Raw genomic sequence first — 26,059 nt, 5'->3', positions numbered from 1 at the left:
GGGGCTGCCGCCGTGACTTTTCGTTCCTTCTCCATCGCCATCCGCAGTTTGCTGTGTTTCGGTCTGCTGGCCATTCTCGTGGCCAGCCTGGGCCTGTTTGGACTGCTACAGATGTCGCAGATCCGCACCCAGGGCCAGGTGATCGAAACCAATAACGTGCCCAGCATCGTCGAAGCCGACAACCTCGCCCTGCAACTGGCCCGTACTCGGGTCGAGGTGTTGCGGCTGCTGGCGATCCCGGACGCCGCGACCGTCGCCGCCACGCGCAAGAAGATCGACGGCATCAGCGCCGACGTCGAGGCCGGCTTCGCCCGTTACCAGCGCCTGCTCACCACCGATCAGGAGCGACAGGCCTTCGCGGCGCTGCAGCAGATCCATCGCGACTATGGACGCTATATCGACCAGCTCGCCGAACTTATCGGTGCTGGCCGCCTCGACGACGCCCGCAGCCTGATCCAGACCAACATGGCCAAGCTCGGTGTGCAGATGAACGAGCGCACCGAAGCCCTGCGCAAGATCAACCAGGAAGACATCAAGGCGGCCTCCCAGCGCTCCGGTGACACCTATGCCGAAGCCACCTCCATCACCTGGATCGTCATTGCCCTGGCCCTGGGCCTGACCCTGCTGCTGGCCTGGCGCCTGACCCTGAGCATGACCCGCCCCATCGCCGAGGCCGTCACCGCCGCCAAGACCATCGCCAGTGGCGACCTGACCCAGGCGTTGGATACCCGTGGCCACGACGAAGCCGCCCAACTGCTGCAGGCCATGCAGCAGATGCAGACCAACCTGCGCGATACCCTGGGCCACCTGGGGCATTCCGCCACCCAACTGGCATCGGCCGCCGAGGAAATGACCGCGGTCATGCAAGAAAGCGCTACCGGCCTGCAGCAGCAGAACAGTGAGATCGAGATGGCGGCCACCGCCGTCACCGAGATGAGCCAGGCAGTGGACGAGGTGGCCGGCAATGCCACCGCCACCTCCTCCGAATCGCGCCGAGCCGCCGATACCGCGCGCCAGGGGCAGCGCCAGCTGGGCGATACCCTGGGCGCCATCGAGGTGCTGACCGAAAACGTCCTGGGCGCCAGCGAACAGGCCCGCCAGCTGGCCGAGCAGACCCGCAACATCAGCCAGGTGCTGGACGTGATCCGCGCGGTGGCCGAGCAGACCAACCTGCTGGCGCTGAACGCCGCCATCGAAGCCGCCCGGGCGGGCGATGCCGGGCGTGGCTTCGCCGTGGTCGCCGACGAGGTGCGCGCCCTGGCCCATCGCACCGGCGAGTCCACCCGCGAGATCGAGGGCATGATCGGCAGCATCCAGCAGGGCACCGGCCAGACCGTCGATGCGCTGCTGACCAGCGCCGACCAGGCGCGCCAGACCCGCGAGCAGGCGCAATCGGCCAATGCCGCCCTGGCTGCCATCGCCCAGTCGGTATCGGGGATCGACGAGCGCAACCTGGTGATCGCCAGCGCCGCCGAAGAGCAGGCCCAGGTGGCCCGCGAAGTCGACCGCAACCTGGTGCGCATCCGTGACCTCTCGGTCCAGACCGCCGCGGGCGCCGAGCAGACTCGCGCCGCCAGCCAGCAGCTTTCCGAGTTGGCGGTGGAGCTCAACGGTCAGATTCGCCGCTTCCGCGTGTGATCTGTCCGGCAGGGACGCGGTGGCAAAACCCGGAGGCGCCCGCTACGCTGGCGCCTTCGCTGGCCGCGTCTCTCTCGCATGAGCTACCGCTACGTCATCTTCGATTTCGACGGCACCCTGGCGGACAGCCTGCCCTTCTTGCTGAGCTGTCTCGGTGAGCTGGCGCGGACCCATGGCTTTCGCGAGCCGAGCCCCGACGAGTGGCCGCAGCTACGCGCCGCCTCCCTGGCCGGACTGCTGGAGAGCCTGCGCATTCCGCTGTGGCGGGTGCCCCGGATCGCCCGTCACTATCGGCGGCTGATGGCGCAACGCGGTGAGGCGGTCACCCCCTTCGCCGGGATACCCAGCGCGCTCGCACGGCTAAGGGCCGCGGGACTGCAACTGGGCCTGGCGACCTCCAACTCCGCCGCCAGCGTGCGCCAGGTGCTGCCGGACGCCTGGCACCTGTTCAGCGATGGCGAATTCGACATCCCCCTGCTCGGCAAGGCACGACGCCTGTCGCGCTTGCTGAGACGCCAGGGTATCCCGGCCGCCGAGTCGCTCTACATCGGTGACGAGTTGCGCGACCTACAGGCGGCCCGGCGTGCCGGCCTGGACTGCGCGGCGGTGGCCTGGGGCTATGGCTGTGCCGCCACGCTCCGCGAGCAGCGCCCCGATTTCTTTTTCGAACGACCGGCCGATCTGCTGCGGCTGGCGTCTTCCCCCTCCTGAAGGAATGCCTATGAAGCCTCTGTTGCTGGTGTGCGGTCTCTGTTTGAGCGGTCTGGTACAGGCGGCCGAGTTGCAGGTGCGGGTGGAGACGGTCGATGGCACCGGCGGCCAGCTACTGCTGGCGGTGTTCGCCAGTGAAGAGGCCTGGAAAGCGCACAAGACGCCGCTGGCCCAGGCCCATATCGCCGCACAACCTGGTGCCCAGGAATACCGCTTCGAACTGCCGCCCGGGCGCTATGCCGTGTCGGTGATCCATGACAGCAACGACAACCAGAAGCTGGATACCAACTTCATTGGCATGCCGACCGAGCAATACGGCTACAGCAACAATCCGCCGCTGCGCATGCGCATGGCGACCTTCGAGGAATGCGCTTTCGTACTCCCCGCGGAAGGATCGCGGCAAAAGGTGACGTTGCGCTAGCACAGAGCCCGTGCACAGCCTTCCGAACAGAAAATCAACAGAGTTATCCACAGCCGCTTTAGCGCTCGAACATCGACAAGATTCTGAATTGGCGTGGATAACTCTCTGGGCGGAGAGGAAAAAACGCTTGACTCGGAAAACCCGGCAAATATCGATCAAAATTTGATCAATTCTCTGCAGGCCGCGCCCTATCTGAGTTTCAGCACTGAGCGAACAAGCTATCCACAGCCCTATGCAGCTGGATTGTGAGTTGTGGAAAACCTAGTCATGGCAACTGATCATTTTTTATACGATCCTCTGCAAGCCTTGGTAGCTCTGGCTATGCGGTCGAGTCCCACATCTTTTCCACAAGCACGCACACAGTAGATGTGGGAAAACCCAGCGAACTCCTGGCGTTTTATCCCCGAGCAGACCTCCAGTGAAATTGTTCATTTTTTATACAATCAGGCCTGGTCGTGGGTCTTTCCCGTTGCTGACAACTTGCCCAAGGCTTATCCACAGCCTTTACCTGGGGAGCAATAGCGATCAGGTGAATTTTTCTCGGTCTTGAACGTCCGTCGGCAATCGATCAACAAGCCCTATGACGTTAAAATCCTTCTGGCACGCAGCTTTGCAGCAGCGACGAACAGACTGCCCACAGGGTTATGCACAGGCTGGAAAAACGCCAGGCACAAAAAAGACCGCCGAAGCGGTCCTTTTCGTAACGATTGGGGATCAACGCGCGGTACGCACGCTCTCCGACAGTTGCCGGCAAAGGCCCAGGACGCCATCGATGGCGGCGCCGCTGGATTCAGCCTTGGCGATCTGGTCGACGAAGGCCGAGCCCACTACCACGCCGTCGGCCAGCCGGGCGATGACGCGCGCCTGCTCCGGGGTGCGGATGCCGAAGCCTACCGCCAGCGGCAGATCGGTGAAGCGGCGCAGGCGGGCCACGGCGGCTTCGACGTGCTCGGTGGTGGCCGAGCCGGCACCGGTCACCCCGGCAACGGACACGTAGTAGACGAAGCCGGAGCTGGTGTTGAGTACCCGCGGCAGGCGGGCATCATCGGTGGTCGGGGTGGTCAGGCGGATGAAGTCGATACCGGCGGCCTGGGCCGGCAGCGCCAGCTCGGCGTCGTGCTCCGGCGGCAGGTCGACCACGATCAGGCCATCCACGCCCGCTTCGGCGGCTTCGGCCAGGAAGCGCTCCACGCCATAGCGGTGGATGGGATTGTAGTAACCCATCAGCACCAGCGGCGTTTCCCGTTCTTCGCGGCGGAAGTCGCGCACCATCTCCAGGGTCTTGGCCAGGTTCTGACCACCCTGCAGGGCCCGCAGGGCAGCGGCCTGGATGGCCGGGCCGTCGGCCATGGGATCGGTGAAGGGCATGCCCAGCTCGATGACGTCGGCACCGGCGGCCGGCAGGCCCTTGAGGATGGCCAGGGCGGTGGCGTAGTCCGGGTCGCCTGCGGTGGTGTAGGTGACCAGGGCCGCACGGCCCTCGGCCTTCAGCGCGGCGAAGCGGGTTTCCAGGCGGCTCATAGGGCGTCTCCCAGGTGGCTCATCACGGTCTGCATGTCCTTGTCGCCGCGGCCCGAGAGGCAGATCACCATCAGGTGGTCCTTGGGCAGGTGCGGAGCGCGCTTGTAGGCTTCGGCCAGGGCGTGGGCGGACTCCAGCGCCGGGATGATGCCTTCCAGGCGGCAGGTCTGGTGGAAGGCCTTGAGCGCTTCGTCGTCATTGATGGGCACGTACTCCACGCGCTTCACGTCGTGCAGGTGGGCGTGCTCCGGGCCGATACCGGGATAGTCCAGGCCGGCGGAAATCGAGTGGGCGTCGATGATCTGGCCGTCGTCGTCCTGCAGCAGGAAGGTGCGGTTGCCGTGCAATACGCCGGGTACCCCGCCGTTGAGGCTGGAAGCATGCTTGTCGGTGTCCACCCCGTGGCCGCCGGCTTCGACACCGACGATGGCCACCTCGGGGTCATCGAGGAATTCGTGGAACAGGCCCATGGCGTTGGAGCCGCCGCCGACGCAGGCGATCAGGCTGTCGGGCAGACGGCCTTCCTTTTCCAGGATCTGGGCGCGGGTCTCGCGACCGATCACCGCCTGGAAATCGCGGACCATGGCTGGATAGGGGTGCGGACCAGCCACGGTGCCGATCAAGTAGAAGGTGTCGGCGACGTTGGTCACCCAGTCGCGCAGAGCCTCGTTCATGGCGTCCTTGAGGGTACCGGTACCGGCGGTGACCGGGATCACCTCGGCGCCCAGCAGCTTCATGCGGAAGACGTTGGCCTGCTGGCGGTCGATGTCGGTGCTGCCCATGTAGATGACGCAGGGCAGGCCGAAGCGCGCGGCGACGGTGGCGGTGGCCACACCGTGCATGCCAGCGCCGGTCTCGGCGATGATGCGGGTCTTGCCCATGCGCTTGGCCAGCAAGATCTGGCCGATGCAGTTGTTGATCTTGTGCGCGCCGGTGTGGTTCAGCTCTTCGCGCTTCAGATAGATCTTGGCGCCGCCGAAGTGCTCGGTCAGACGCTCGGCGAAGTACAGCGGATTGGGCCGGCCGACGTAGTCGCGCTGGAAATAGGCCAGCTGCTCGAGAAACGCCGGGTCGTGCATGGCGGTTTCGTATTCGCGCTGCAGATCGAGGATCAGCGGCATCAGGGTCTCGGCGACATAGCGGCCACCGAACTGGCCGAACATGCCTTGGGCGTCGGGGCCCTGGCGGTAAGCGGTCTGGGTCATGGGGTTCTCCTGCGAAGATGGAGCTACCTTACCTGCTTGAGTGCCGGTGATAAATCGATAAGATCGCACTAACCCGTCAGGAAAACTCACAGATGAGCGATCCCCACGATCTACCGCCGCTGAATGCCCTGCGTGCCTTCGAAGCCACTGCACGACTGGGCGGCATGAGCCGTGCAGGCGACGAGCTGCATGTCACCCATGGTGCGGTGAGCCGGCAGATACGTGCGCTGGAGGAACAACTTGGCGTGGCCCTGTTTCGCCGCGAAGGCCGTGGTCTGGCGTTGACCGAGGCGGGTTTGAAACTGCGCGAGGTGAGCGCCGACACCTTCGGCCGGCTGCGCGAAGTGTGCGCCGAACTCCGCGCCGGCAATCGCCAGGGGCCCTTCGTACTGGGTTGCCCGGGTAGTCTCGTCGCCCGTTGGTTCATCCCACGGCTGGATCGCCTCAATCGCGATCTGCCCGAGTTGCGCCTGCACCTGTCGACCCGTACCGACGATACCCCGATGGCCGCCGCCGGCCTGGATGCCAGCCTATTGTTCACCGAGACCGCGCCGCCGCTGGACGTCACTCCCTACCACCTGGCGTCCGAGCGCATCGGCCCGGTGCTGAGCCCCTATTGCCCGGCCTATCTGCGCCTCAAGGACGGCGATCTGTCGGCGCTGCTGGCGGAGCCGCTGCTACATACCCTATCGCGCCCCCAGGCCTGGCCGCAGTGGTTCGCCACCCAGGAGCTGGACGAGCCGGCGTTGGTGTACGGGCAGGGCTTCGAGCACCTCTACTATCTACTAGAGGCGGCGTTATCGGGGCTGGGCGTGGCGATCGCCCCAGAGCCACTGGTGGCGGCGGATCTCAAGGCGGGGCGGTTGGTGGCGCCCTGGGGCTTCGCGGCGACCGGGGCGGAGCTGGCGCTGTGGGCGCCGGGAAGGCTGGCGGATGAACGAGTGGAACGCTTGGCGGCTTGGCTCAGGCGAGAACTGGCCGGGTCCTGAATGCAAAAGGCATCCCGCAGGATGCCTTCGCTTATCTCATCAGTGGTCGCCGCGCAGCAGCGCCCAGCCGACCAGGATGGTCACGCCAGCGGCGATGCCGACGGTGGCCCAGGGATGCTCGCGGGCCACACCGGTGGCGGCACGACCGTACTGACGGGTCAGTCGACGCACATCGTCATAGACCTCTTCCAGCGAATCACCCGAATGGTGCAGGGCTTCGCGAGCGGTGCTCTTGAGGGAATTCAGACCGCTGCGGGATTCGCGGGCAGCGCTTTTCTTCAGGGATGCCAACGAGTCGAGCAGGCTGTTGATTTCATTCTCGATGCTGGCGATGGACGCCTGGTAATCGGTATTACGGGCCATGACAACCTCCTGGGTGGACGGATTCAGGAAATGTGACTGCCGAGGCCGTGGAAAGTGCAGCAAAGCCTCGCGCGAGAGCCTGGGCAGTGAACTTATCGGGGCTTTCTGCGGCCTGAAAAGACAGCGACACCTTTCCCGGCGAGTCGACCGCGACACCGGTCAATGCGTTGTTGGCCTAAGGCCACAACGCCCGTCATTGCTGACTCAGGAGATTGTTCATGTCCGATCACCACACCTACAAGAAGCTGGAAATCGTTGGCTCCTCCACCACCAGTATCGAGGATGCCATCAACAATGCGCTCGCCGAGACGGCCAAGTCGGTGAAGAACCTCGAGTGGTTCGAGGTGGGCGAGATCCGCGGTCACATCCAGGACGCCAAGGTGGCGCACTACCAGGTCACGCTGAAAATCGGCTTCCGTATCGAAGCCAGCTGAGTAGATACTCGAGACTTCACTCCCCTCGCAATAAGGACAGGCAAGATGCGTAGAGTCGTGATCACCCTCGGTTTGTTGGCCCTGAGCAGCGGTGCCTTCGCTGCTGGTGCTTCGTGCGATACGGTCAAGGCGGATATCGATGCCAAGCTGCAGGCCAAGCACGTCGCGAACTACAGCCTGGAAGTGGTGGACAAGGGCAGTGCCTCGTCCTCCGCCAAGGTGGTAGGCAGTTGCCAGAGCGGTAGCAAAGAGATCGTCTACCAGCGTCGCTAGCGCCTTACCCGCTATCCCGCGATAGCGGGCTCTCTACGACAAATCCGCTGCGGGTCCGAAGAACTCGTGGCGGATTTGTTTTTCCGGTACGCCCAATTCCAGCAGATCGCGGCGAACCTGGGCCATGAAGGGCTGCGGCCCCAAGACATAGGCGTCCAGGTCGCGGTCCTTGGGCAGCCAGCGTTTCAAGCGCAGCAGGTCGAGTCGCGTCGCCAGGGCTTCGCCGCCCACCGGTTTGCTGTAACAGAAATACAGCTGCAGCTGGGGATGGTGCGCGGCCATCTCTTCGAGCCATTGACCGAAGGCCTGCACGCCCACGTGACGGGTGCAGTGGATGAGCTGGATCGGCCGCCCGCTGGGAATGGCAGCCGAGATCATGGGTAGCAACGGCGTGATGCCGACGCCGCCGGCGATCAGTAGCAGCGGTTTGGCCGAGGGCTGCAGGACGAACTCACCGGCCGGGGCGAAGACCTGCAAGACGACCCCCTCATGGGCCTCGGTGTGCAGGAAGCGCGATACCACGCCATCCGGCTGCTGTTTGACGCTGATTCTGTAGCCCTGGCCGGTGGTGGCGGCCGAGATCGAATAATTGCGCCGGTACTCGACACCCTCCAGGATCACGCTCAAGCCCAGATACTGCCCGGGCTGGGCGATGCTGGTCGGCAGGCCATCCACCGGCTCCAGGTAAAAGGAGCTGATCTCCTCGCTTTCCGGTTCGATCCGCGCGATACGGAATGGCCGCCCGCCGCGCCAACCACCGGACAGGCTGGCCTGGTCACTGTACTTGCGCTGCTCGGCGTCGATCAGCAGGTTGGCCAGTTGCCCGTAAGCCGCGGCCCAGGCATCGATCACCGCGTCGCTGGCGACGTCGGCGCCCAGCACCTCGCGGATGCTCTGCAGCAAGGCGATGCCCACCAGCGGATAGTGGTCCGCCTGGACCTGCAGCGACACATGCTTGTTGACGATCTGCTCGACCAAGGCCCCCAGGGTATCCAACCGGTCGATGTGCCGGGCATACAGCAGGACCGCCCGCGCCAGGGCCTGGGCCTGGGCACCGCTGGCCTGATGGGCAGCGTTGAACAGGGGACGGATCTGCGGATTGTTGCCGAGCAGCTTGTCATAGAAATGGCGAGTCAGGTCTTCGCCACCCGTTTCCAGCAAGGGTATGGTGGCCTTGATGATGGCGCGTTGGTCATGTGACAGCATGGCTGGGATCTCCAAACAGGACTGCCTTGCCTGTTTCACGAGTCATGCCAGGCGGAAAATCGCGCCAATACAGGCTTTTATCCCGGCGACAGGTCATAATGACCGAGTCCTTATGACTCCCCGAGGTCAAATTGACCATCCCGCCCCTGCTCGAAGTGATGATCCCGCTGGTTGCCGATCTGGCTCGTGACCTGCCGGACAAGCAGCGCTATGCCACCCTACTCGATGCCCTGCGCAAGCTGCTGCCCTTCGATGCCGTGGCCCTGCTACGCCTGGAAGGCGAGGTACTGGTGCCGCTGGCGGTGCGCGGCCTCAATGCCGATACGCTAGGCCGGCGCTTCAAGGTCGGCGAGCATCCGCGCCTGGCGCGCTTGCTGGCGAGCCGCCACCCTACCCGCTTCGCCGCCGATTGCGACCTGCCCGACCCCTATGACGGCCTGGTGGAAGGCGTACAGGGGCATCTGGAGGTCCACGACTGCCTGGGCTGTCCGCTCTATGTACAGGACCAGCTCTGGGGCCTGCTGACCCTGGACTCGCTGCACGCACAAAACGCCCAGCCCAACGACCTCACCACCCTCGCCGCCTTTGCCAGTCTGGCCGCGGCCACCGTGGCGGCTGCCGAACGCATCCGCCAACTTTCCGCCCGCATCGTCAGCGAGCATGAGCTCACCGTCGCCTACCAGCAGTCCGTGGGTCACCAGCGGCCCCGCGAACTCATCGGCCAGAGCCCGGCCAGCCTGCGCTTGCGGCAGGAAATCGAGACCGTGGCGGCCAGTGACCTGACGGTGCTCATCACCGGTGAGACCGGGGTCGGCAAGGAACTGGTGGCCGAGGCGGTGCATGCCCGTTCGTTGCGCCAGCAGCGACCGCTGATCAGCCTCAATTGCGCGGCCCTACCGGAAGCCTTGGTGGAGAGCGAACTCTTCGGCCATGTGCGCGGCGCCTTTTCCGGTGCGGTCAGCGAGCGCCGTGGACGCTTCGAGTTGGCCGACGGCGGCACCCTGTTTCTCGACGAGGTCGGCGAGTTGCCGTTGACCGTGCAGGCCAAGCTGTTGCGCGTGCTGCAGAGCGGTCAGTTGCAGCGCCTGGGCACGGATCGCGATCTCACCGTCGACGTGCGTATCATCGCCGCGACCAACCGCGACCTGGCCGAAGCGGTCCGTGCCGGGCGCTTTCGCGCCGATCTCTATCACCGCCTGAGCGTCTATCCCCTGGCCGTGCCAGCGCTGCGCGAGCGTGGGCGCGATGTGCTGCTGCTGGCCGGCTTCTACCTGGAGCAGAATCGGGCGCGACTGGGCTTGCGTGGCTTGCGGCTGACGCCCACGGCGCAACGGACCCTGCTGGCCTACGACTGGCCGGGCAACGTGCGCGAACTCTCGCATCTCATCAGCCGAGCGGCGCTCAAGGCCCATGCCAACAGTGGGGAGCGCGGCGGCATTCTCACCCTGGACGTCGACCAGCTCGGCCTGCCACTCGCCAGCGAGCTCCTGCCCAGCCTCGAAGAGCCGGTTACCGCCCCTAGCCTGAGGGAGGCGACCGACGCCTTCCAGCGGCAGGCCATCACCCTCGCCCTGGAGCAGCATGGCCAGAGCTGGACCCTGGCCGCCGCCAGCCTGGGCCTGGATCGCGCCAATCTCGCGCGCCTGGCCAAGCGGCTCGGGCTCAGGTAGGACTCAGAGCGCCTTCTGTACAGCCGGCAGGCCGGGCTGGCCGTCACGGGTGGTCACCCCCTGCAGCCAGGGCGCCACTGTCTGCGGATGGGCCTTGAGCCAAGCCTTGGCCGCGGCATCGTAGCTGCCGCCCTGATCGCGCGCGGCGCTCATGATGGCGTTCTCCATGTCCAGGGTGAACTTCAGATTCGCCAGCAGCCGGGCCGGATTGGGACACTGCTCGGCGTAGCCCTTGCGCGTCAGGGTGTTCACCGTGCCGGCGGTGCCGAAGTACTGCTCGCCACCGGTCAGGTACTTGATCGGATAGTCGACGTTCATGGGATGCGGCGTCCAGCCGAGGAAGACCACCCACTTGTCGCGCTTCACCGCGCGGCCCACCTGGGACAGCATGGCCTGTTCACTGGACTCCACCAGTTGCCAGCCGCCGAGGCCGAATTCGTTGTCGGCGATGATCTTTTGCAGCGACTGGTTGGCCGGGGCACCGGCGCCGATGCCGTAGATCTTCTTGCCGAACTGATCGCCATGCTTGGCCAAGTCGGCGAAGGTCTTCACCCCGCTGTCCCAAACATAGGTGGGCACCGCCAGGGTGAATTCGGTGCCGGATAGATTCTGCGCCAGCTCGGTCACCTGGCCGGTCTTCACGAATTGGTCGTAATACCCCTGCTGGGCCGGCATCCAGTTGCCGAGAAAGGCATCCACCTGTCCATTGCGCATGCCGCCGTAGATGATGGGCACGGCCAGGGTATCGACCTTGCTGGTGTAGCCGAGCGCCTGCAGCAGCACCCCGGTGATGGCGTTGGTGGCGGCGATGTCGCTCCAGCCCGGATCGGCCAGGCGAACGGTAGCGCAAGCCTGGTCCTCGGCGCGGGCCGACAGGCTACCCAGGGCGAGGCCCAGCGTGAGCGTAGCGATGATTCCGTGTTTCATGGCCGTATTCCTTTGAGCTTCAGGGTTGGGGGAAGCGGGCGCGACGCTCCAGGTCGTCGAGATCGATGTGGTTGCGCATGTACTGCTGGCTGGCATCGACGAAGGGTTGGTGGTCCCAACTGGTCCGCTCGCCCTGCTCCAGGGCCGTGGCGACGAAGCGCCGCCGCCGCTGGCTGGCCAGCACCTCGCCGTGCAGGCGCAGCAGATCCCAGCGCTGGCGCACCTCCGCCTGGAAGGCGGCGAGCAATTCGGCGTAGTCGGGGCTGGTGGCCAGGTTCTCGCGCTCCAGCGGATCGTTGTCCAGGTCGAACAGCAGTGGCGGATCCAGTTCGCAATGGATGTACTTGTAGGCACCGCGGCGGATCATCAGCAGCGGACTGACGGTGCCCTCGGCCAGGTATTCGCCGATGACCTCGTCGTGCCCGCCGCGTCCTTCCAGGTGCGGCAGCAGCGAGCGCCCGTCCAGTGGCAGATCCTCGGGCAGGCTGCCGCCGGCCAGCTCGACGAAGGTCGGCAGCAGATCCAGGGTCGACACCGAAGCCGGTACCCGCGCCGGGGCGAAACGCTGGGGTGCATGGATCAACAGCGGCACCCGGGCGGCCATCTCGAACCAATGCATCTTGTACCAGAGGCCCCGCTCGCCGAGCATGTCACCGTGGTCACCGGAAAAGACGATCACGGTATCCTCGGCGAGACCGCACTCCTCCAGGGTCTTGAGCAACAGACCGATCTGGGCGTCGACGTAGCTGCAGGCGCCATAGTAGGCCTGGCGGGCGTCACGAATCTTGGCCGCGGGCAGCGGCTTGTCCCAGAGATCGATGACCTTGAGCAGGCGCTGGCTGTGGGGGTCCTGCTCGGCCTGTGGAATGGCAGCGTCCGGCAGGGGGATGTCGACCTCGTTGTAGAGATCCCAGTATTCCCGGGGGATGGTGTAGGGATCGTGGGGATGGGTCAGGGAGACGGTCAGGCAGAAGGGCTTGGCATCCCCACGGCGTACGTGATCGTAGAGGTACTGGCGCGCCTTGAAGACCACCTCTTCGTCGAAGTCCAGCTGGTTGGTGCGCACGCAGGGCCCGGCCTGCAGCACCGAGGACATGTTGTGGTACCAGCTCGGCCGCACGTCCGGTTCGTCCCAGTTCACCGCCCAGCCGTAGTCGGCCGGATAGATGTCGCTGGTCAGGCGTTCCTCGTAGCCGTGCAGTTGATCCGGGCCGCAGAAGTGCATCTTGCCCGACAGCGCCGTGCGATAGCCGAGCCGGCGCAGATGGTGGGCATAGGTGGGGATGTCGGCGGCGAAATCGGCGGCGTTGTCATAGGCGCCGATCTTCGACGGCAGCTGGCCGCTCACCAGGGTAAAGCGCGAGGGGGCGCACAGCGGGCTGTTGCAATAGGCCGAATCGAAGACCACGGCGCGTTCGGCCAGGCGCTGCAGATGCGGCAGCTTGATCGGCGAGTCGGCGTCGTAGAGCGGCAGGATGGGCGCCGCCATCTGGTCGGCCATGAGGAAGAGGATATTGGGCTGCTGCACGAGATACTCCTGCCGGATCAAGGTGACTTATGAGTCCCATGATCGGCAGGAGATATAACGCGGTAAAGGTCAGCCAGACTGATGCTTCGGATAAGCCTGGCTTATCCGAAGCCAAGATTCATAGCTGGAAACGCGCGACCAACTGGTTGAAGGACATGGCCAGGTTCGACAGATCCTGGCTGGAGGCGCTGGTCTGGTTGGCACCGGCGGCGGTCTGGGTCGAGAGGTCCTGGATATTGCTCAGGTTACGATCCACTTCGCGAGCCACCTGGGCCTGCTCTTCCGCCGCGCTGGCGATCACCAGGTTGCGTTCGTTGATACTGGCCACCGCCTCGGTGATACGCGCCAGGGCCTGACCGGCGGCCTGGGCCAGTTGCTGGGTGTTCTGGGCGCGCGCCTGGCTACTGTCCATGGCCTGCACCGCCTGATTGGCAGTCTGTTGCACGGTGCCGATGATGCCTTCGATTTCGCCGGTGGACGTCTGGGTACGCGCGGCGAGCGCCCGGACCTCGTCGGCCACCACGGCGAAGCCACGCCCCTGCTCACCAGCACGGGCCGCCTCGATGGCGGCATTGAGCGCCAACAAGTTGGTCTGCTCGGCGATACCGCGAATCACATCGACCACCTTGCCGATGTCCCGTACCTGATCGGCCAACTGCCGCACGGTCTGGCTGGAGGTGCCCAGCTCCGCGGTCATCGTATCGATGGCCCCTACCGCCTGTTGTACCTGACCACGGCCCGCTTCGGCTGCTTCGCTGGTGGCGCAGGACGCGGCGGAGGTCGAGGACGCATTGCGCGCCACCTCCTCAACGGCGCTGGTCATCTGGTTCACCGCGGTAGCGGCCTGCTGGATCTCATCGTTCTGCCGTACCAGGCCGCGCGAACTCTCATCGGTCACGGCCGTGAGTTCCTCGGCCGCCGAGGCGAGTTGATCGGAGGCGCTGGTGATCTCCTGCAGGGTGCTCTTGAGATTGGCCTGCATGCCGGCCAGGGCATCGAGCAACTGCCCTAGTTCATCCCGCCGCTGGTTGACGATGAGCTGGGTGAGATCCCCAGCCGCTACCCGCCGCGCAGTGGCCACGGCTTCGACGAGGGGACGGCTGATGGAACGGGTGACCAGCACTCCCAGGACGATGGCTACCGCGAAGGCCAGCAGGATGCCGGCGTACAGCCACAGATTGGCCTGATAGACGCTCGCGTCGGCTGCCTGGGCGCCTTCCTTTATCTGGCGATTATTGGAATTCACCATGATCTTCAGTTCGTCCAATAGCCGCTGGTATTGGCTCTGGACATCGCCCTTGAGCAGATCGCGGGTTTGTTTGAGGTCGCCCTGATCCAGAACGGCAAGGGCACGCTGGATGCTGGCCTGATAGAGCGGCCAGTCCTTTTCCATCTGCTCGCTGGCCAGGCGTTCGTCTTCTTGCGCCGGGGTGGCGCGATAGAGGGCGAAGCTCTTCTCGCTGGCCAGCTGATTGGCCTTCATGCTCTCGCGGACCTGAGCCAATTCCGCCGCGTCGGCCCCCATGGTGGTCAAGGAGACCAGCCGATAGAGGTTGCGGTTCTGCTGAACGGTAGCGGTGATGGTCGCATTGATATTGCTGACGGAAACCAGATTGTCGGAAAAGACCCGCTTCAGGGCGGCGGCCAAGTCGGCGACCCCCCGACTACCGACAAAACCCATGGCGAGCGTAATGCAGGCACAGGCACTGAAAGCGCTCAGCAGTTTGACTGCCAGCCTGGCATTGACGAACCAATTCATAAAGAGCTCCCGAGACAAAGACAGAGGGTTGAAGACTTCAAAGAGAGGACCTGATGGGCAAATATGCGAAACAGATCACAATTATCGACAAAGACTTCTAACGTCTCGATAACTAATTGTTATAGGAGAATAGTTCCTTAAAATTTGCGAATTATTCGCGAATCGGCCGTGCTAGAGCGCTGCGCACGTTTTAACCGCAGGGCGCCTCATCTCGTTACAGTGAAACGCAATGCCATTCATTAGCGGTGAGCAGTAAAGTTTCGGCCGGACTCACTTTGAACTTTGAGTGCTATGACCGGCAGGTACTTCATTATTTAAGAATCAATTAGCTTCAGACTTCGGATACTTCGGAGTCACCCTCGATCACAGCTTTTGCCTGCCGGCCAGGGCATCGAGCAACTGACCGGGCTCGTCGCGGCGTCGATTGACGGGTACCGACAGTGGTCAGGAAGACCAGGCGATAAAGCTCACGAGTCTGAGCTACCGCTTGGGTTTTCGCGGTGTTGCCCTGGCTGACCGAGACCAGGCTGGTGGAAAGCACCCGTTTCGGCTGATGGCCAGGGTGACACTGGAGGAGGCAATCCACAAAAAACGCCCAACAGGCGTTTCAAATTCAACAAATGGCTTCGAGAATGCCTTTCAGAGCCGTTTTTTGCGAAATAGCTCACAAAACATAGGCTGAGCGACAGCACTGCCCCAATGACCTGTCGGTTTTGGATGTCGGTCGCTCGACCGCTCGTCTTATAGTTTCGCGATGACTACCCCGCCCCCTTCCCTGGACAGCTTGCGCATCTTCGCCACCGTCGCCCGGTGCCTGAGCTTCACCCTGGCCGCTGCGGAACTGGGCACCACGCAGCCAGCGGTGAGCCAGCAGATCAAACGGCTGGAAGCCCAACTGGATACGCGATTGTTCGATCGTATCCATCGCGGCATCGTCCTGACCGCCGCTGGCCAACTGCTCCAGCAGCATGTGGAAGCCGGGCTCGCCAGCATCGACGAGGGCTTGCGCGCCATCACCACCCAGCCGGCCCACGAGGTGCTGCAGGTGGCCACCGATTTCGCCTTCGCCGCCTACTGGCTGTTGCCGCGTCTCCCCCGCTTCCATGCGCGGCATCCCCAGCTGGACGTCAGCCTGATCACCAGTGACCGACTGCCAGCGCTGGGGGCCGAGGTGGATGTAGCCCTGACCTTCGGCGATGGTCGCTTCAAGCACGGCACCGCCTGGCCCCTGTTTCGCGAAGAGGTCTTTCCGGTGTGCAGCCCGCGCCTGCTGGCTGATCGCTCGGTACCCGTGACCTGCGACCAACTCTCGCGTTGGCCGCTGCTGCACCTGAAGGCGGCGCCCAACAGCCGTTGGTACGACTGGCCGGCCCTGCTGGCGGCGCTCGACTGCTCGCCGCCGGCCAGTAACCCCAGTGGCGCCGTACTCAGTTTCGACAACTACACCCTGGTGATCCAGGCCGCCATCGCCGGGCAGGGCGTGGCCATCGGTTGGCGTCACCTGGTGGACGATCTGCTCGCACAGGACCTGTTATGCCGACCCTGCCCGGGCGCGGCGACCTCGGACTACGGCTATTACGCGGTCCTGCCGGAACGCAAGCGGCGCCAGCGATTGCTGCAGCCCTTTCTCGACTGGCTACTGGAAGAGCTGGCAACGCCGCGTATCGCCCTGGCCGGGGCACGGCTGGCGACCTGAACGACAGCCGGCCTCATCCTGGCCGTATCGACGGCGGCTCTTCGATATGGCCAGGTAAAGCGACGGTCGTCAGAGGCGAAAACGACCCACCATCTGGGTCAGGCTGGCGGCCAGATCGGCGAGTTCGTGGCTGGCCCGACTGGTTCGTTCGGCGCCTTCGGCGGTGTTCAAGGCGGCATCCTGGATATTCACCAGGTTACGATCCACCTCGCGGGCGACCTGCGCCTGCTGCTCGGCCGCGCTGGCGATCACCAGATTGCGGTCGTTGATCCCAGCGACGCTCTCGGCGATCTGCTCCAGCGCCTGACCCGCGGCGGCGGTCGAACGTTGCGAGTCCTCGGCCAGGGTTCGGCTCTGGCTCATGGCCGCCACCGCTTCGTCGGCGCTGTTGCGGATGGCGACGATCATGCCCTCGATTTCGCCAGTGGAATTCTGGCTACGCTGCGCCAGGGCCCTGACCTCGTCGGCCACCACGGCGAAACCGCGACCCTGATCGCCAGCGCGGGCCGCCTCGATGGCTGCGTTGAGTGCCAGCAGGTTGGTCTGTTCGGCAATGCCACGAATCACCTCGAGCACCTTGCCGATCTCGCGGGCCTGATTAGCCAGACCATCGACCTTTTGCGTGGAGACCTGGATGACGCTGGCCATGGAATTGATGGTGGCGATCGACTCCTGTGCCTGGCGCCGGCCGAGGTCGGCCTGCTCTCGGGCGCTGCATGACGCCTCCGAGGTGGATACCGCGTTCTGGGCCACTTCTTCCACCGCAGTGGTCATCTCGGTCACGGCCGTGGCCGCCTGCTGAATTTCCGCGCCCTGCCGGGACAGGCTCTGGGTGCTGTCCTCGGTCGCCGAACTCAGTCCCTTCGCGGCCTGAGCCAGCTGGTTGGAAGCACTGTTGATCTGCTGCAGGGTGTCGCGCAGGCTACCCTGCATGCCCTCCAGGGCGGTCAGCAACTGACCGGTCTCATCGCGGGCGTCGCTCTGCAGCGACTGACTCAGATCGCCCGCGGCGATCTGTTGCGCGTTACGCACCGCCCGGCGCAGCGGCGCGGCGATCAGCCGGGCAATCCAGGCGCCCAGCCCCAGTGCCAGGCCAAAGGCCAGCAGCACCGCACCGCCCAATTGCCATTTCAGCTGCGCCAGACCTCTGCTGGCCGCCTCCTTACTCACCGCGGACGCCTGGGCATTACCTTCGATAAGAACGTCCAGACCCGCCATCATCTGCCGGTATTTGGGAAAGGTCTCCTTGACCATCAGGTTACGCGCGGAGAACAAATCGCCACGGCCGAGCTGTTCGACCAACTGATCGGCACTGCTCAGATAGGCCGGCAAGGCGGTGGCCAACAGTTGCAGACCCTCCCGATCTCGGTCGCCAAGGCCGGGCCGCTGCTGATAGGCGGCGAGAATCCGTTCCATGCTGGCGCGGTTGGCCGCCAGTTGCTTGACCAGGGCATCGCGGGCATTGGGATCGGTACCGAACCCCGAGATCGACAGCAGTTGGTACAGATCGCGGTTGTGCTCGATGGCACTGCTCTTGAGCGAACTGACCTCGTTGATCCCATGCAGGTTAGTGAATACCGAATCGAGCTGTTGCCCCAGGCGCTGGGCACCCACCAGCCCCAAGCCACCGACCAGCAGGGTGATGAACGCGCAACAGGAAAAAGCCAATAGCAGCTTGTTGGCCAACTTCAGGTTGGAGAAGACCTTCATGTGACTTTCCTTAGAGTCCGAAGAAGCAGTGGTTCGCCTGGCTGACGAATGCAAGTTCACTGTTCCTATCGACCGGACTCAAGCAACTGAAGACCAATCCGCGCAGCGGCTAAAAAAAGTGACCAACCGGTCTAGAACGGAGCTTTCGGCCTACTCGCTTTCGTAAATTTCCAACGGCAGATCATCAGGATCGGCAAAGAAGGTGAACCTCCTGCCGGTCAGTTCGTCGGTGCGGATCGGCTCGGTGACCACCCCGTGCCCCTGCAAGTGCGCGACGGCGGCGTCCAGGTCGGCCACGGCGAAAGCCAGATGACGCAGGCCCTGGGCCTCCGGGCGCGAAGGCCGCGGCGGGGCGCCGGGAAAGGAAAACAACTCCAACTGGGCGTGCTCGCCCACCGCCAGGTCCAGCTTCCAGGAGCGCCGGGCTTCGCGGTAGGTCTCGGCGATCACCGGCAGGCCGAGGATCTCGGTGTAGAAATGCCGGGAGCGTTCATAGTCGGCGCAGATCAGCGCCACGTGGTGCAGACGGTCGAAGAGGGTCATCAAGGTACCGCGACGAATTTGAGGTCGGCCGGCGCCCCCACATCCAGGCTCTGCAATTCCTCGCCGAGCTTGCCGCTGTCGGGATCACGAGCGAAGACCTTGAGTTGATTGGACTTCTGGTTGGCCACCAACAGGAAGCGGCCGGAAGGATCGATGGCGAACTCCCGCGGCACCAGGCCGTTGACCGGGTGTCGCTCGACGAAGGTGAGGGTGCCATCGGGATTCACGGCGAACACCGCCAGTTGGTTGTCGGTGCCGCGACTGGCGACGTAGAGGAAGCGGCCATCGCCGGACAGGTGCAGGGCGCCGGCATCACGCTCGCCGGTGAATTCCTGGGGCGTCAGGCTATAGGTCTGCAGTTGGCGCAGCATGCCGTCCTGGTGGGCGAAGGCCATCACCTGGCCGGACAGCTCCAGGGTCAGGTAGGCGTAGCGGCCATCGGCGCTGAACACCAGGTGGCGCGGGCCGCTACCTTCCGGCACCGGTACGAAGGGCGTCTCGGCGGCCACCAGGGGCCGCTCGGGCTGTTGCGGTACATAGCGGTAGACGAACACCTTGTCCGCGCCCAGGTCTGGCGCGAAGACGAAGCGGCCATCCGGAGTGGTCACCGCGGCGTGCACATGGCTGGACTGCTGCCGCGCATGCTGCTCGCTGGGCTGGTGGAATTCGATCTGCGCCACCGGACTGAGTACCCCGCCGTCCTGAATCGGCAGCACTGCCAAAGAGCCTTCCGGCAGACTGGAATAGTTGGCCACGAACAGGTACTTGCCGTCGTGGCTCAGGCTGGAATGGGTCGGTTCGTCGCCCAGGCTCTTGACCTGGCTGATCTGCTGCAGACGGCCGTTGCCCGGCTCGAAGCGATAGGAGGTGACCCGACCTAGGGTGTCGCCGGCCGAACCACGACCGTTCTCGTTGACCGCGAACAGGGTACGGCCATCTCGCGACAAGGTGATGAAGGAGGGATTCGAGGCCTTGACGATCCGCAGCGGACCGTCGATATGGCCATCGCGGCTGTTGAAGCGGTAGACGTACAACCCCTGGCTGCTACCCGAGGTATAGGTGCCAACCAGCAAATTGAACAGACCCGGTTCGGCCCGGACGAAGGCTGCCTGCCCCAGGAGCAGGGCGAACAGGGTCAGCGGCAGCAGACGGGGCAGAGCTCTCATGGGGAATCCTTGGCGAGCGGATGGCGTTGAGACCGACGCAAGGCGGTCCGGTTTCGTGTTCGCGGGTAGGCACGACGGGACGCGCGCGGCCGTCATTCTACTGAAAACCACGCTGGCACTGTGCCAGGGAGGTTTCCATCAATGTCCGCGGCGGGCCTTGGCAGACGCCCGAATCGGTCGGGCGCAGGCGCGGGTGCCCACGCCAGAGCGGCCCACTGCCTGCCGCACCGCTCGTCATCGGCGGCGCTGAAAGATCGCTGGGACTCGGTTCTGTACGAAAAATTGTCGAGCGAAGGTCAGGCGAGGCCTAGGCGGGGCTGGCCATCCAGGCCTTTTTCAACGAGGCATCACCGAGCGCAGGCATTTTTCGTACCCTAGTCCAACACGCCCTGCAGGATGGCGTAGACCAGTCCGGTACCGACGGCGATCAACACCACATCCGTGCCCAGCTGTCGCCATGCGTAGCCGGGATAGTCCGGCAGCTGCTTCACGATGCCAGGCGGCAGTGGCCGACCATAGCCGGGCGGCAACGGTCTACCGCGCTCCAGACGCAGCCCCGGTGGCAGGTCGCCGCCACGCCCGATCTGCCCACGCAACGCCTCAAGGCGCGCCCGCGCCGGCCCCAGGTCGCCTGGCCCCCTGGCCGCCGGCCCGCCATCAGCACGGCCCGGTGGCCCCTGATCGGGAACGTGCCCCTTGCCGTGTCCCTTACCCGGCTCCTGCCAGGCTGGACCTCGCGGCCCATGATCGTCGGGGCCACCGGGCCCACCCCCAGGCGGTGCGGCCAGCGCCAGGTTGCTGAACAGACAGAGCGTCGCGATGGACAGGGCAGTACGCATGGAGCCTCCTCGACTGGCGACAGAGCGTATTCAGGACTTGGATCGCGCTGCAGCGGCAAAGACTCCCCAGTCACGTCCAGACTTCGCCTGTGGATAAATCCGGGATAAAAGCGGTATAAAATGCAGGAACCAGTCCCATGCCTGCTGATAAGTCCTTAAAAGTCCTTATATATCAATAGTTTAAAAAGATGATCGGCTGGCTAACGAATCCCATTTTTGTGGATAACGTTTTGAACCCCCCGCTTTTCCGAGCGATTCCGCGGCTAGTCTGTTAAGCCCGACCCGTGTTTGCCTTCGCCTGGCAGAAAAAACCGCGCCAGGCGAGGTGCCAAGCGCGGTCTTCTACAGCCGGGGTCCGGACTAGTCCGGCTTCTTCAACTTGGGATTGGGAAAGAACTGCACCGCCTGGACCTTGGGATCGGGCTTCTTGGGCTTGAGCGCACTGATGTTGACCCGCGTCGGCAATTCCTTGGGGACCGAATTGCCGCGCTCATCCAGGGTGTCGCTGTAGCCGCAGGAGACACACTCACGGTGGGGCGTGCCGTCCTGGGTCCACATCTTCAGGGTGTCCTGCGCCTGGCACGCCGGGCAGACCGCCCCGGCGATGAACCTCTTGCGGATCGGCTCGCTCACGCCGCCTCCTCGCTCATCCCGGAATGGCGGAGCAGGGCGTCGATGCTGGGCTCGCGACCGCGGAAGTCGACGAACAGCACCATGGGGGCCTGGGAGCCGCCGCGGGCCAGGATGGCTTCACGGAAGGCGCGCCCGGTTTCGGGGTTGAACACACCTTCTTCCTCGAACTTGGCGAAGGCATCGGCGGAGAGCACCTCGGCCCACTTGTAGCTGTAGTAACCGGCCGCATAACCGCCGGCGAAGATGTGCGCGAAACTGTTGGGGAAACGGTTGTAGGCCGGCGGACGCACCACCGAGATCTCGTCGCGAATGCCCTCCAGCACCTCGCGTACGCTGCGACCGTCGCCATGGGTGGCGTGCAGTTCGAAGTCGAACAGCGAGAATTCCAGCTGGCGCAGCATCATCAGGCCCGACTGGAAGTTCTTCGCCGCCAGCATCTTGTCCAGCAATTCCTGGGGCAGCGGCTCACCGGTCTCGTAATGGCCGGAGATCAGCGCCAGACCCTCGGGCTCCCAGCACCAGTTCTCCATGAACTGGCTGGGCAGCTCCACGGCATCCCAGGCCACGCCGTTGATGCCGGAGACGCTGGCATGCTCGACGCGGGTCAGCAGGTGATGCAGGCCATGGCCGAATTCGTGGAAGAGGGTGGTCACCTCGTCGTGGGTGAGCAGCGCCGGCTTGCCGGGGCTGGCGGGGGTGAAGTTGCACACCAGGTAGGCCACCGGATCGATCAGCCGGCCCTGGGCATCGCGACGCTTGTCGCGGGCGCCATCCATCCAGGCGCCCCCGCGCTTGTTGGCGCGGGCATAGAGATCGAAGTAGAAGCGACCGATGGAAGTGCCGTTTTCCTTGATCTCGAACAGCCGCACGTCCGGGTGCCACTTCTCGAAGTCGCGCAACTCGGCGATCTCGATGCCATAGAGCTTCTGCACCGTGGCGAACAGGCCGGACAGCACCTTGTCCACCGGGAACCAGGCGCGCACCTCTTCCTGGGACAAGGCATAGCGCTGCTGGCGCAGCTTCTCGGCGAAGTAGCCGGTGTCCCAGCTCTGCAGATCCTGCACACCCTGTTCGGCGGCGAAGGCGCGCAGCTCGTCCAGGTCGCGCTGGGCGAAGGGCTTGGAGCGCACGGCGAGGTCGCGCAGGAAGCCCAGCACCTGGTCGCTGCTCTCGGCCATCTTGGTGGCCAGCGACAGCTCGGCGTAGTTGGCGTAGCCCAGCAGGCGGGCCAGCTCCTGACGCAGGTCGAGCAGTTCCTCCATCACCGGGCCGTTGTCGAACTGGCCGGCATTGGGGCCCTGCTCGGAAGCGCGGGTGGCGTAGGCGGCATAGACCTCTTCGCGCAGGGCGCGGTCATCGGCGTAGGTCATCACCGCGTAGTAGCTGGGGAATTCCAGGGTCACCAGCCAGCCGTCCAGCTCCTTGGCCTGGGCAGCGGCGGCCAGCTGCGCCTTGGCCGACTCGGGCAGGCCGGCGAGGGCCGCTTCGTCGGTGAGGTGCTTGGTCCAGGCTTGCGTCGCGTCGAGCAGCTGGTTGGAGAACTTGCTGCCCAGCTCGGATTTGCGCGCCTGGATGGCGGCATAGCGCTGCTGTTCGGCCGGCGGCAGGTCGATTCCGGACAGGCGGAAGTCGCGCAGGGCGTGTTCCAGGGTGGTCTGCTGGCCGACGTCGAAGCCCTTGGCTTCCTCGCTTTCGGCCAGGCGGCTATAGGCCTGGAAGAGGTCCTTGTTCTGGCCGATCTCGGTGGAGTAGGCCGACAGCTTGGGCAGGCAGGCCTCGTAGGCGGCACGCAGCTCGGCGCTGTTGCACACGGCATTGAGGTGGCCAATGGGGCTCCAGGCCTGGCCCAGGCGATCGTTCAGCTCGTCCATCGCCAGCACCAGGCCGGCCCAGGTGGGCTGTTCCTTCTGGGTCTCCAGCAGCTTGGCCAGGGCCGCGCGGTTCTCGGCGAGGATGGTGTCGATGGCCGGCTCGACGTGCTCGGGCTTGATGGCGGAAAAGGGCGGCAGGTCGTAGGACTGAAGCAGCGGATTGCTGGCGCTCACGGCGTTCCCCTCGGGGCGATGGCTTTGACAGTTATATATGGAGCCCATCCTAATAGGTCTCAAGACCCTTCCGACGAGAAAAGGTATCTATCGTGACCATAAGGACCTTCCAGGGTAAGACCCCACAACTGGGCGAACGCGCCTTCGTCGATGCCACCGCCGTGGTGATCGGCGACGTGACCCTCGGTGCAGACAGCTCGATCTGGCCGCTGACGGTGATCCGCGGCGACATGCATCTCATCCAGATCGGTGCTCGCACCAGCATCCAGGATGGCAGCGTGCTGCACATCACCCACGCCAGCGCCTTCAATCCGGACGGCTATCCCTTGCTGATCGGCAACGACGTCACCGTCGGCCACCAGGTGACCCTGCACGGCTGCACGATTGGCGACCGGGTACTGGTGGGCATGGGCAGCATCGTCATGGACGGCGCCGTGGTGGAGGATGACGTGGTGATCGGCGCCGGCAGCCTGGTGCCGCCGGGCAAACGGCTGGAAGGGGGGCATCTCTACGTCGGCCGCCCGGTCAAGCAGATCCGCCCGCTGGAAGAGAAGGAGCGGGCCTTCTTCACCTACAGCGCCGGCAACTACGTGAAGCTCAAGGACCAGCACCTGGCCGAGGGGTATGGGGAGGAGGGGGCTTAGCGTCGAATCGCGACCATGGTGGTCCGCCGATGTGGCCGCTCCTAACGGCGCATCGGACACCCGTGAGAGCAACGGTTTCATCGCCGCAGCGATACCATGAGTAGTGTGGAAAACGGCACGGCCTTTTCCACTGGGGCTGCGTGGCGAGGGGGGCCCTCACCCCAACCCTCTCCCGAAGGGAGAGGGGGCTATCAGAGCAGGCCTTCAGCTTCATTGGGCCTTGCCTGATCGCGACAAATCGTCAGGCCTACCCTCGCAGGAGCGGCCCATGGCCGCGATGGCCGTAGGTTGGGTTGAGCGCAGCGAAGCCCAACACCGTCAGGCACCAACCTCACCCCAACTGCCGCCGCAACTCCGCCAGCACCGGGGCGCTGTCCGGGCGCACGCCGCGCCAGAGTTCGAAGGCCTCGGCGGCCTGTTCCACCAGCATGCCGAGGCCATCCAGGGTGTGGAAGGCGCCTTCGTCCAGGGCCCAGCGATTGAAGGGGGTGAGGTCCTTGCCGTACATCATGTCGTAGGTCACCGTCTGGGGACCGATCACCGCCTCCGACAGCGGCGGGCGACCGCCGCCCAGGCTGGCGGAGGTGCCGTTGATGATGACATCGAAGGGTTCACGCAGGGTGGAGAAGGCTGCCACCTCGATGACGCCCAGCTCGGCGAATTCCCGCGCCAGCTGCACGGCCTTGAGCTCGGTGCGATTGGCCAGCACCAGGTGCCCGGGATTACAGGCCAGCAGCGGCTCCAGCACGCCGCGTACGGCCCCGCCGGCGCCCAGCACCAGGACGCGACGGCCCTCCAGCTGCAGGCCGGCGTTGACGGTGAGATCCCGCACCAACCCGGCACCATCAGTATTGTCGCCGAGCAGGCGGCCATTGGCCTGGCGCTTCAAGGTGTTGACCGCCCCGGCGCGGCGCGCGCGCGGGGTGAGTTCGTCGCACAGCCGGTAGGCCTCTTCCTTGAAGGGCACCGTGACGTTGGCGCCCAGGCCGCTCTGGAAGAAGCTGCGGGCGCTTTCGGTGAAACCGTCCAGTGGCGCCAGTAAGGGGCCGTAGTGCAGGCGCTGGCCGGTTTGGTCGGCGAACAGGCTGTGGATCAGCGGCGACTTGCTGTGGGCGATGGGGTTGCCGAAGACGGCATAGCGATCCATGGGGCTATCCTGCGGACGAAGGTTCGAGCGCGAGCCAGTCGCGGTCGGTGAGGAAGAAATCGGTCAGCCGTGCCTCGGGCGAACCCGGTGCGGGTTTCCAGTCGTAGCCCCAACGCACCTGCGGCGGCAGCGACATGAGGATGGACTCGGTGCGCCCGCCGGATTGCAGGCCGAACAGGGTGCCGCGGTCGTAGACCAGGTTGAATTCCACGTAGCGGCCGCGGCGATAGGCCTGGAATTCGCGCTCGGCTTCGCTGTACGGCTGATGACGCCGGCGCTGGACGATGGGTAGGTAGGCCTCGACGAAGGCATCGCCGATGGCGCGCTGGAAGGCGAAGCAGGTGTCGAAGTCCCAGTCGTTCAGGTCGTCGAAGAACAGCCCGCCGATGCCGCGCGGCTCGCCGCGGTGCTTGAGGTGGAAATAGCGGTCGCACCAGGCCTTGTAGCGCGGATAGACGTCGGCGCCGAAGGGCGCGCAGGCGTCATGGCAGACCTGGTGCCAGTGCACGCAGTCGGCCTCGTTGCCATAGTAGGGGGTCAGGTCCAGACCGCCGCCGAACCACCAGACCGGCGCTTCGCCGGGCTTTTCGGCGAGAAAGAAGCGCACGTTGGCGTGGGCGGTGGGGATATGCGGATTGCGCGGATGCATGACCAGCGAGACGCCCATGGCCTCGAAGCTGCGTCCGGCCAGTTCCGGCCGATGGGCGCTGGCCGAAGGCGGCAGGCTGTCGCCATGGACATGGGAGAAATTCACGCCGCCCTTTTCCAGCACGGCGCCTTCGGCGATCACCCGGGTGCGGCCACCACCGCCGGTCGGCCGGGTCCAGGCGTCTTCGACGAAACGCGCCGTGCCATCCTCGGCTTCCAGTACCGCGCAGATGCGCTCCTGTAGAGCGAGCAGATAGGCCTTGACGGCCTCCAGGGAGGGATTCATCGCGGAGAGTTCCAGACCAGCGGGGAGGGCAGAGCATAACACCGGCATCCGACCGGT

General features: G+C 64.8%; 24 protein-coding genes and 1 pseudogene. 9 read left to right on the top strand and 16 right to left on the bottom strand.

Annotation, left to right across the window (positions count from 1 at the left end; genetic code table 11):
• The first annotated feature begins 12 nt into the window (after positions 1 to 12).
• The 3 genes from FAZ11_RS19785 to FAZ11_RS19775 all read left to right on the top strand — a co-directional run bounded on the left by FAZ11_RS19785 (position 13) and on the right by FAZ11_RS19775 (position 2,770).
• Positions 13 to 1,638 (top strand): methyl-accepting chemotaxis protein, encoded by a 1,626-nt coding sequence (locus tag FAZ11_RS19785; RefSeq protein WP_058762498.1) that lies wholly within the window; start codon positions 13 to 15, stop codon positions 1,636 to 1,638.
• Positions 1,639 to 1,716: 78 nt separating this feature from the next.
• Positions 1,717 to 2,349: an HAD hydrolase-like protein gene (locus FAZ11_RS19780; RefSeq protein ID WP_137279463.1), complete on the top strand. Its 633-nt coding sequence runs from the start codon at positions 1,717 to 1,719 to the stop codon at positions 2,347 to 2,349.
• Positions 2,350 to 2,359: 10 nt separating this feature from the next.
• Complete coding sequence (locus FAZ11_RS19775; RefSeq protein WP_058762500.1) at positions 2,360 to 2,770, top strand: DUF2141 domain-containing protein; 411 nt, start codon at positions 2,360 to 2,362, stop codon at positions 2,768 to 2,770.
• A gap of 714 nt (positions 2,771 to 3,484) precedes the next feature.
• Here FAZ11_RS19775 and trpA read toward each other — a convergent pair.
• Entirely contained in the window at positions 3,485 to 4,291 is an 807-nt protein-coding gene (gene trpA / locus FAZ11_RS19770; RefSeq protein ID WP_058762501.1) for a tryptophan synthase subunit alpha, read from the bottom strand.
• The gene (gene trpB, locus FAZ11_RS19765) at positions 4,288 to 5,496 is read right to left on the bottom strand and encodes a tryptophan synthase subunit beta (protein WP_058767026.1); all 1,209 of its coding nucleotides are present in this window, start codon (positions 5,494 to 5,496) and stop codon (positions 4,288 to 4,290) included. Before trpB ends, trpA begins: the two co-directional genes overlap by 4 nt.
• A gap of 92 nt (positions 5,497 to 5,588) precedes the next feature.
• Here trpB and FAZ11_RS19760 point away from each other — a divergent pair, with 92 nt between their 5' ends.
• The gene (locus FAZ11_RS19760; RefSeq protein ID WP_058777124.1) at positions 5,589 to 6,485 is read left to right on the top strand and encodes a LysR family transcriptional regulator; all 897 of its coding nucleotides are present in this window, start codon (positions 5,589 to 5,591) and stop codon (positions 6,483 to 6,485) included.
• 39 nt (positions 6,486 to 6,524) lie between these two features.
• Here FAZ11_RS19760 and FAZ11_RS19755 read toward each other — a convergent pair whose 3' ends face one another.
• Positions 6,525 to 6,848 carry an ElaB/YgaM/YqjD family protein gene (locus FAZ11_RS19755; protein WP_058762504.1) on the bottom strand — a complete coding sequence of 108 codons (324 nt, stop codon included), beginning with the start codon at positions 6,846 to 6,848 and terminating at the stop codon, positions 6,525 to 6,527.
• A gap of 218 nt (positions 6,849 to 7,066) precedes the next feature.
• On the opposite strand from FAZ11_RS19755, the gene FAZ11_RS19750 reads away from it, so the two are divergent.
• A complete protein-coding gene (locus FAZ11_RS19750) occupies positions 7,067 to 7,282 on the top strand; it encodes a dodecin (protein ID WP_058762505.1) in 216 nt (71 codons plus the stop codon).
• A gap of 45 nt (positions 7,283 to 7,327) precedes the next feature.
• Positions 7,328 to 7,555 carry a DUF1161 domain-containing protein gene (locus tag FAZ11_RS19745; protein ID WP_058767023.1) on the top strand — a complete coding sequence of 76 codons (228 nt, stop codon included), beginning with the start codon at positions 7,328 to 7,330 and terminating at the stop codon, positions 7,553 to 7,555.
• 33 nt (positions 7,556 to 7,588) lie between these two features.
• Here the strand turns inward: FAZ11_RS19745 and hmpA are convergent, their stop codons facing one another.
• Positions 7,589 to 8,761 (bottom strand): NO-inducible flavohemoprotein, encoded by a 1,173-nt coding sequence (gene hmpA / locus FAZ11_RS19740; RefSeq protein WP_058767022.1) that lies wholly within the window; start codon positions 8,759 to 8,761, stop codon positions 7,589 to 7,591.
• A 131-nt stretch (positions 8,762 to 8,892) separates the two neighbouring features.
• Here hmpA and norR point away from each other — a divergent pair, with 131 nt between their 5' ends.
• The gene (gene norR, locus FAZ11_RS19735) at positions 8,893 to 10,431 is read left to right on the top strand and encodes a nitric oxide reductase transcriptional regulator NorR (protein WP_058767021.1); all 1,539 of its coding nucleotides are present in this window, start codon (positions 8,893 to 8,895) and stop codon (positions 10,429 to 10,431) included.
• Between the two features lie 3 nt (positions 10,432 to 10,434).
• On the opposite strand, the gene FAZ11_RS19730 is transcribed toward norR, so the two are convergent.
• The 4 genes and pseudogenes from FAZ11_RS19730 to FAZ11_RS25615 form a co-directional block, all read right to left on the bottom strand.
• Positions 10,435 to 11,358: a choline ABC transporter substrate-binding protein gene (locus FAZ11_RS19730; protein WP_058773073.1), complete on the bottom strand. Its 924-nt coding sequence runs from the start codon at positions 11,356 to 11,358 to the stop codon at positions 10,435 to 10,437.
• Positions 11,359 to 11,377: 19 nt separating this feature from the next.
• Positions 11,378 to 12,886 carry a choline-sulfatase gene (gene betC, locus FAZ11_RS19725; protein WP_081323409.1) on the bottom strand — a complete coding sequence of 503 codons (1,509 nt, stop codon included), beginning with the start codon at positions 12,884 to 12,886 and terminating at the stop codon, positions 11,378 to 11,380.
• A 118-nt stretch (positions 12,887 to 13,004) separates the two neighbouring features.
• Entirely contained in the window at positions 13,005 to 13,868 is an 864-nt protein-coding gene (locus FAZ11_RS25620) for a methyl-accepting chemotaxis protein (RefSeq protein ID WP_420849695.1), read from the bottom strand.
• Positions 13,863 to 14,645 (bottom strand): annotated as a pseudogene (locus FAZ11_RS25615) (MCP four helix bundle domain-containing protein); the annotation flags it as partial. The pseudogene FAZ11_RS25615 and the gene FAZ11_RS25620, both read right to left, overlap by 6 nt.
• 754 nt (positions 14,646 to 15,399) lie before the next feature.
• On the opposite strand from FAZ11_RS25615, the gene FAZ11_RS19715 reads away from it, so the two are divergent.
• Positions 15,400 to 16,341, top strand: coding sequence for a choline sulfate utilization transcriptional regulator (locus tag FAZ11_RS19715; RefSeq protein ID WP_058762511.1), 942 nt, complete (start codon positions 15,400 to 15,402; stop codon positions 16,339 to 16,341).
• Between the two features lie 69 nt (positions 16,342 to 16,410).
• On the opposite strand, the gene FAZ11_RS25725 is transcribed toward FAZ11_RS19715, so the two are convergent.
• From FAZ11_RS25725 to prlC, 6 genes are all read right to left on the bottom strand, one after another.
• On the bottom strand, positions 16,411 to 18,051 hold the full coding sequence (locus tag FAZ11_RS25725; RefSeq protein WP_058773075.1) for a methyl-accepting chemotaxis protein: 1,641 nt from the start codon (positions 18,049 to 18,051) through the stop codon (positions 16,411 to 16,413).
• Positions 18,052 to 18,201: 150 nt separating this feature from the next.
• On the bottom strand, positions 18,202 to 18,594 hold the full coding sequence (gloA2, locus tag FAZ11_RS19705; protein WP_058767017.1) for an SMU1112c/YaeR family gloxylase I-like metalloprotein: 393 nt from the start codon (positions 18,592 to 18,594) through the stop codon (positions 18,202 to 18,204).
• Positions 18,594 to 19,760, bottom strand: coding sequence for a lactonase family protein (locus FAZ11_RS19700; protein WP_058773076.1), 1,167 nt, complete (start codon positions 19,758 to 19,760; stop codon positions 18,594 to 18,596). The genes gloA2 and FAZ11_RS19700 overlap by 1 nt, the downstream gene beginning before the upstream one ends.
• Positions 19,761 to 20,134: 374 nt before the next feature.
• Positions 20,135 to 20,599, bottom strand: a complete 465-nt coding sequence (locus FAZ11_RS19695) for an anti-virulence regulator CigR family protein (protein WP_058773877.1) — start codon at positions 20,597 to 20,599, stop codon at positions 20,135 to 20,137.
• Positions 20,600 to 20,959: 360 nt separating this feature from the next.
• Positions 20,960 to 21,232 (bottom strand): YheV family putative zinc ribbon protein, encoded by a 273-nt coding sequence (locus FAZ11_RS19690; protein WP_058762516.1) that lies wholly within the window; start codon positions 21,230 to 21,232, stop codon positions 20,960 to 20,962.
• Entirely contained in the window at positions 21,229 to 23,325 is a 2,097-nt protein-coding gene (gene prlC / locus FAZ11_RS19685; protein WP_193557169.1) for an oligopeptidase A, read from the bottom strand. The genes FAZ11_RS19690 and prlC overlap by 4 nt, the downstream gene beginning before the upstream one ends.
• Before the next feature lie 44 nt (positions 23,326 to 23,369).
• On the opposite strand from prlC, the gene FAZ11_RS19680 reads away from it, so the two are divergent.
• Entirely contained in the window at positions 23,370 to 23,921 is a 552-nt protein-coding gene (locus FAZ11_RS19680) for a gamma carbonic anhydrase family protein (protein WP_058762518.1), read from the top strand.
• A 331-nt stretch (positions 23,922 to 24,252) separates the two neighbouring features.
• Here FAZ11_RS19680 and aroE read toward each other — a convergent pair whose 3' ends face one another.
• Together aroE and hemF are read right to left on the bottom strand one after the other, a co-directional pair.
• Positions 24,253 to 25,068: a shikimate dehydrogenase gene (aroE, locus tag FAZ11_RS19675; RefSeq protein WP_058762519.1), complete on the bottom strand. Its 816-nt coding sequence runs from the start codon at positions 25,066 to 25,068 to the stop codon at positions 24,253 to 24,255.
• Positions 25,069 to 25,072: 4 nt separating this feature from the next.
• Positions 25,073 to 26,002, bottom strand: coding sequence for an oxygen-dependent coproporphyrinogen oxidase (hemF, locus tag FAZ11_RS19670; RefSeq protein ID WP_058762520.1), 930 nt, complete (start codon positions 26,000 to 26,002; stop codon positions 25,073 to 25,075).
• Positions 26,003 to 26,059: the final 57 nt, after the last annotated feature.

Source organism: Pseudomonas rhizoryzae, assembly GCF_005250615.1.
In the GTDB taxonomy this organism is placed as follows: domain Bacteria; phylum Pseudomonadota; class Gammaproteobacteria; order Pseudomonadales; family Pseudomonadaceae; genus Chryseomonas; species Chryseomonas rhizoryzae.
This window is presented reverse-complemented; position numbering and strand designations above follow the sequence as displayed.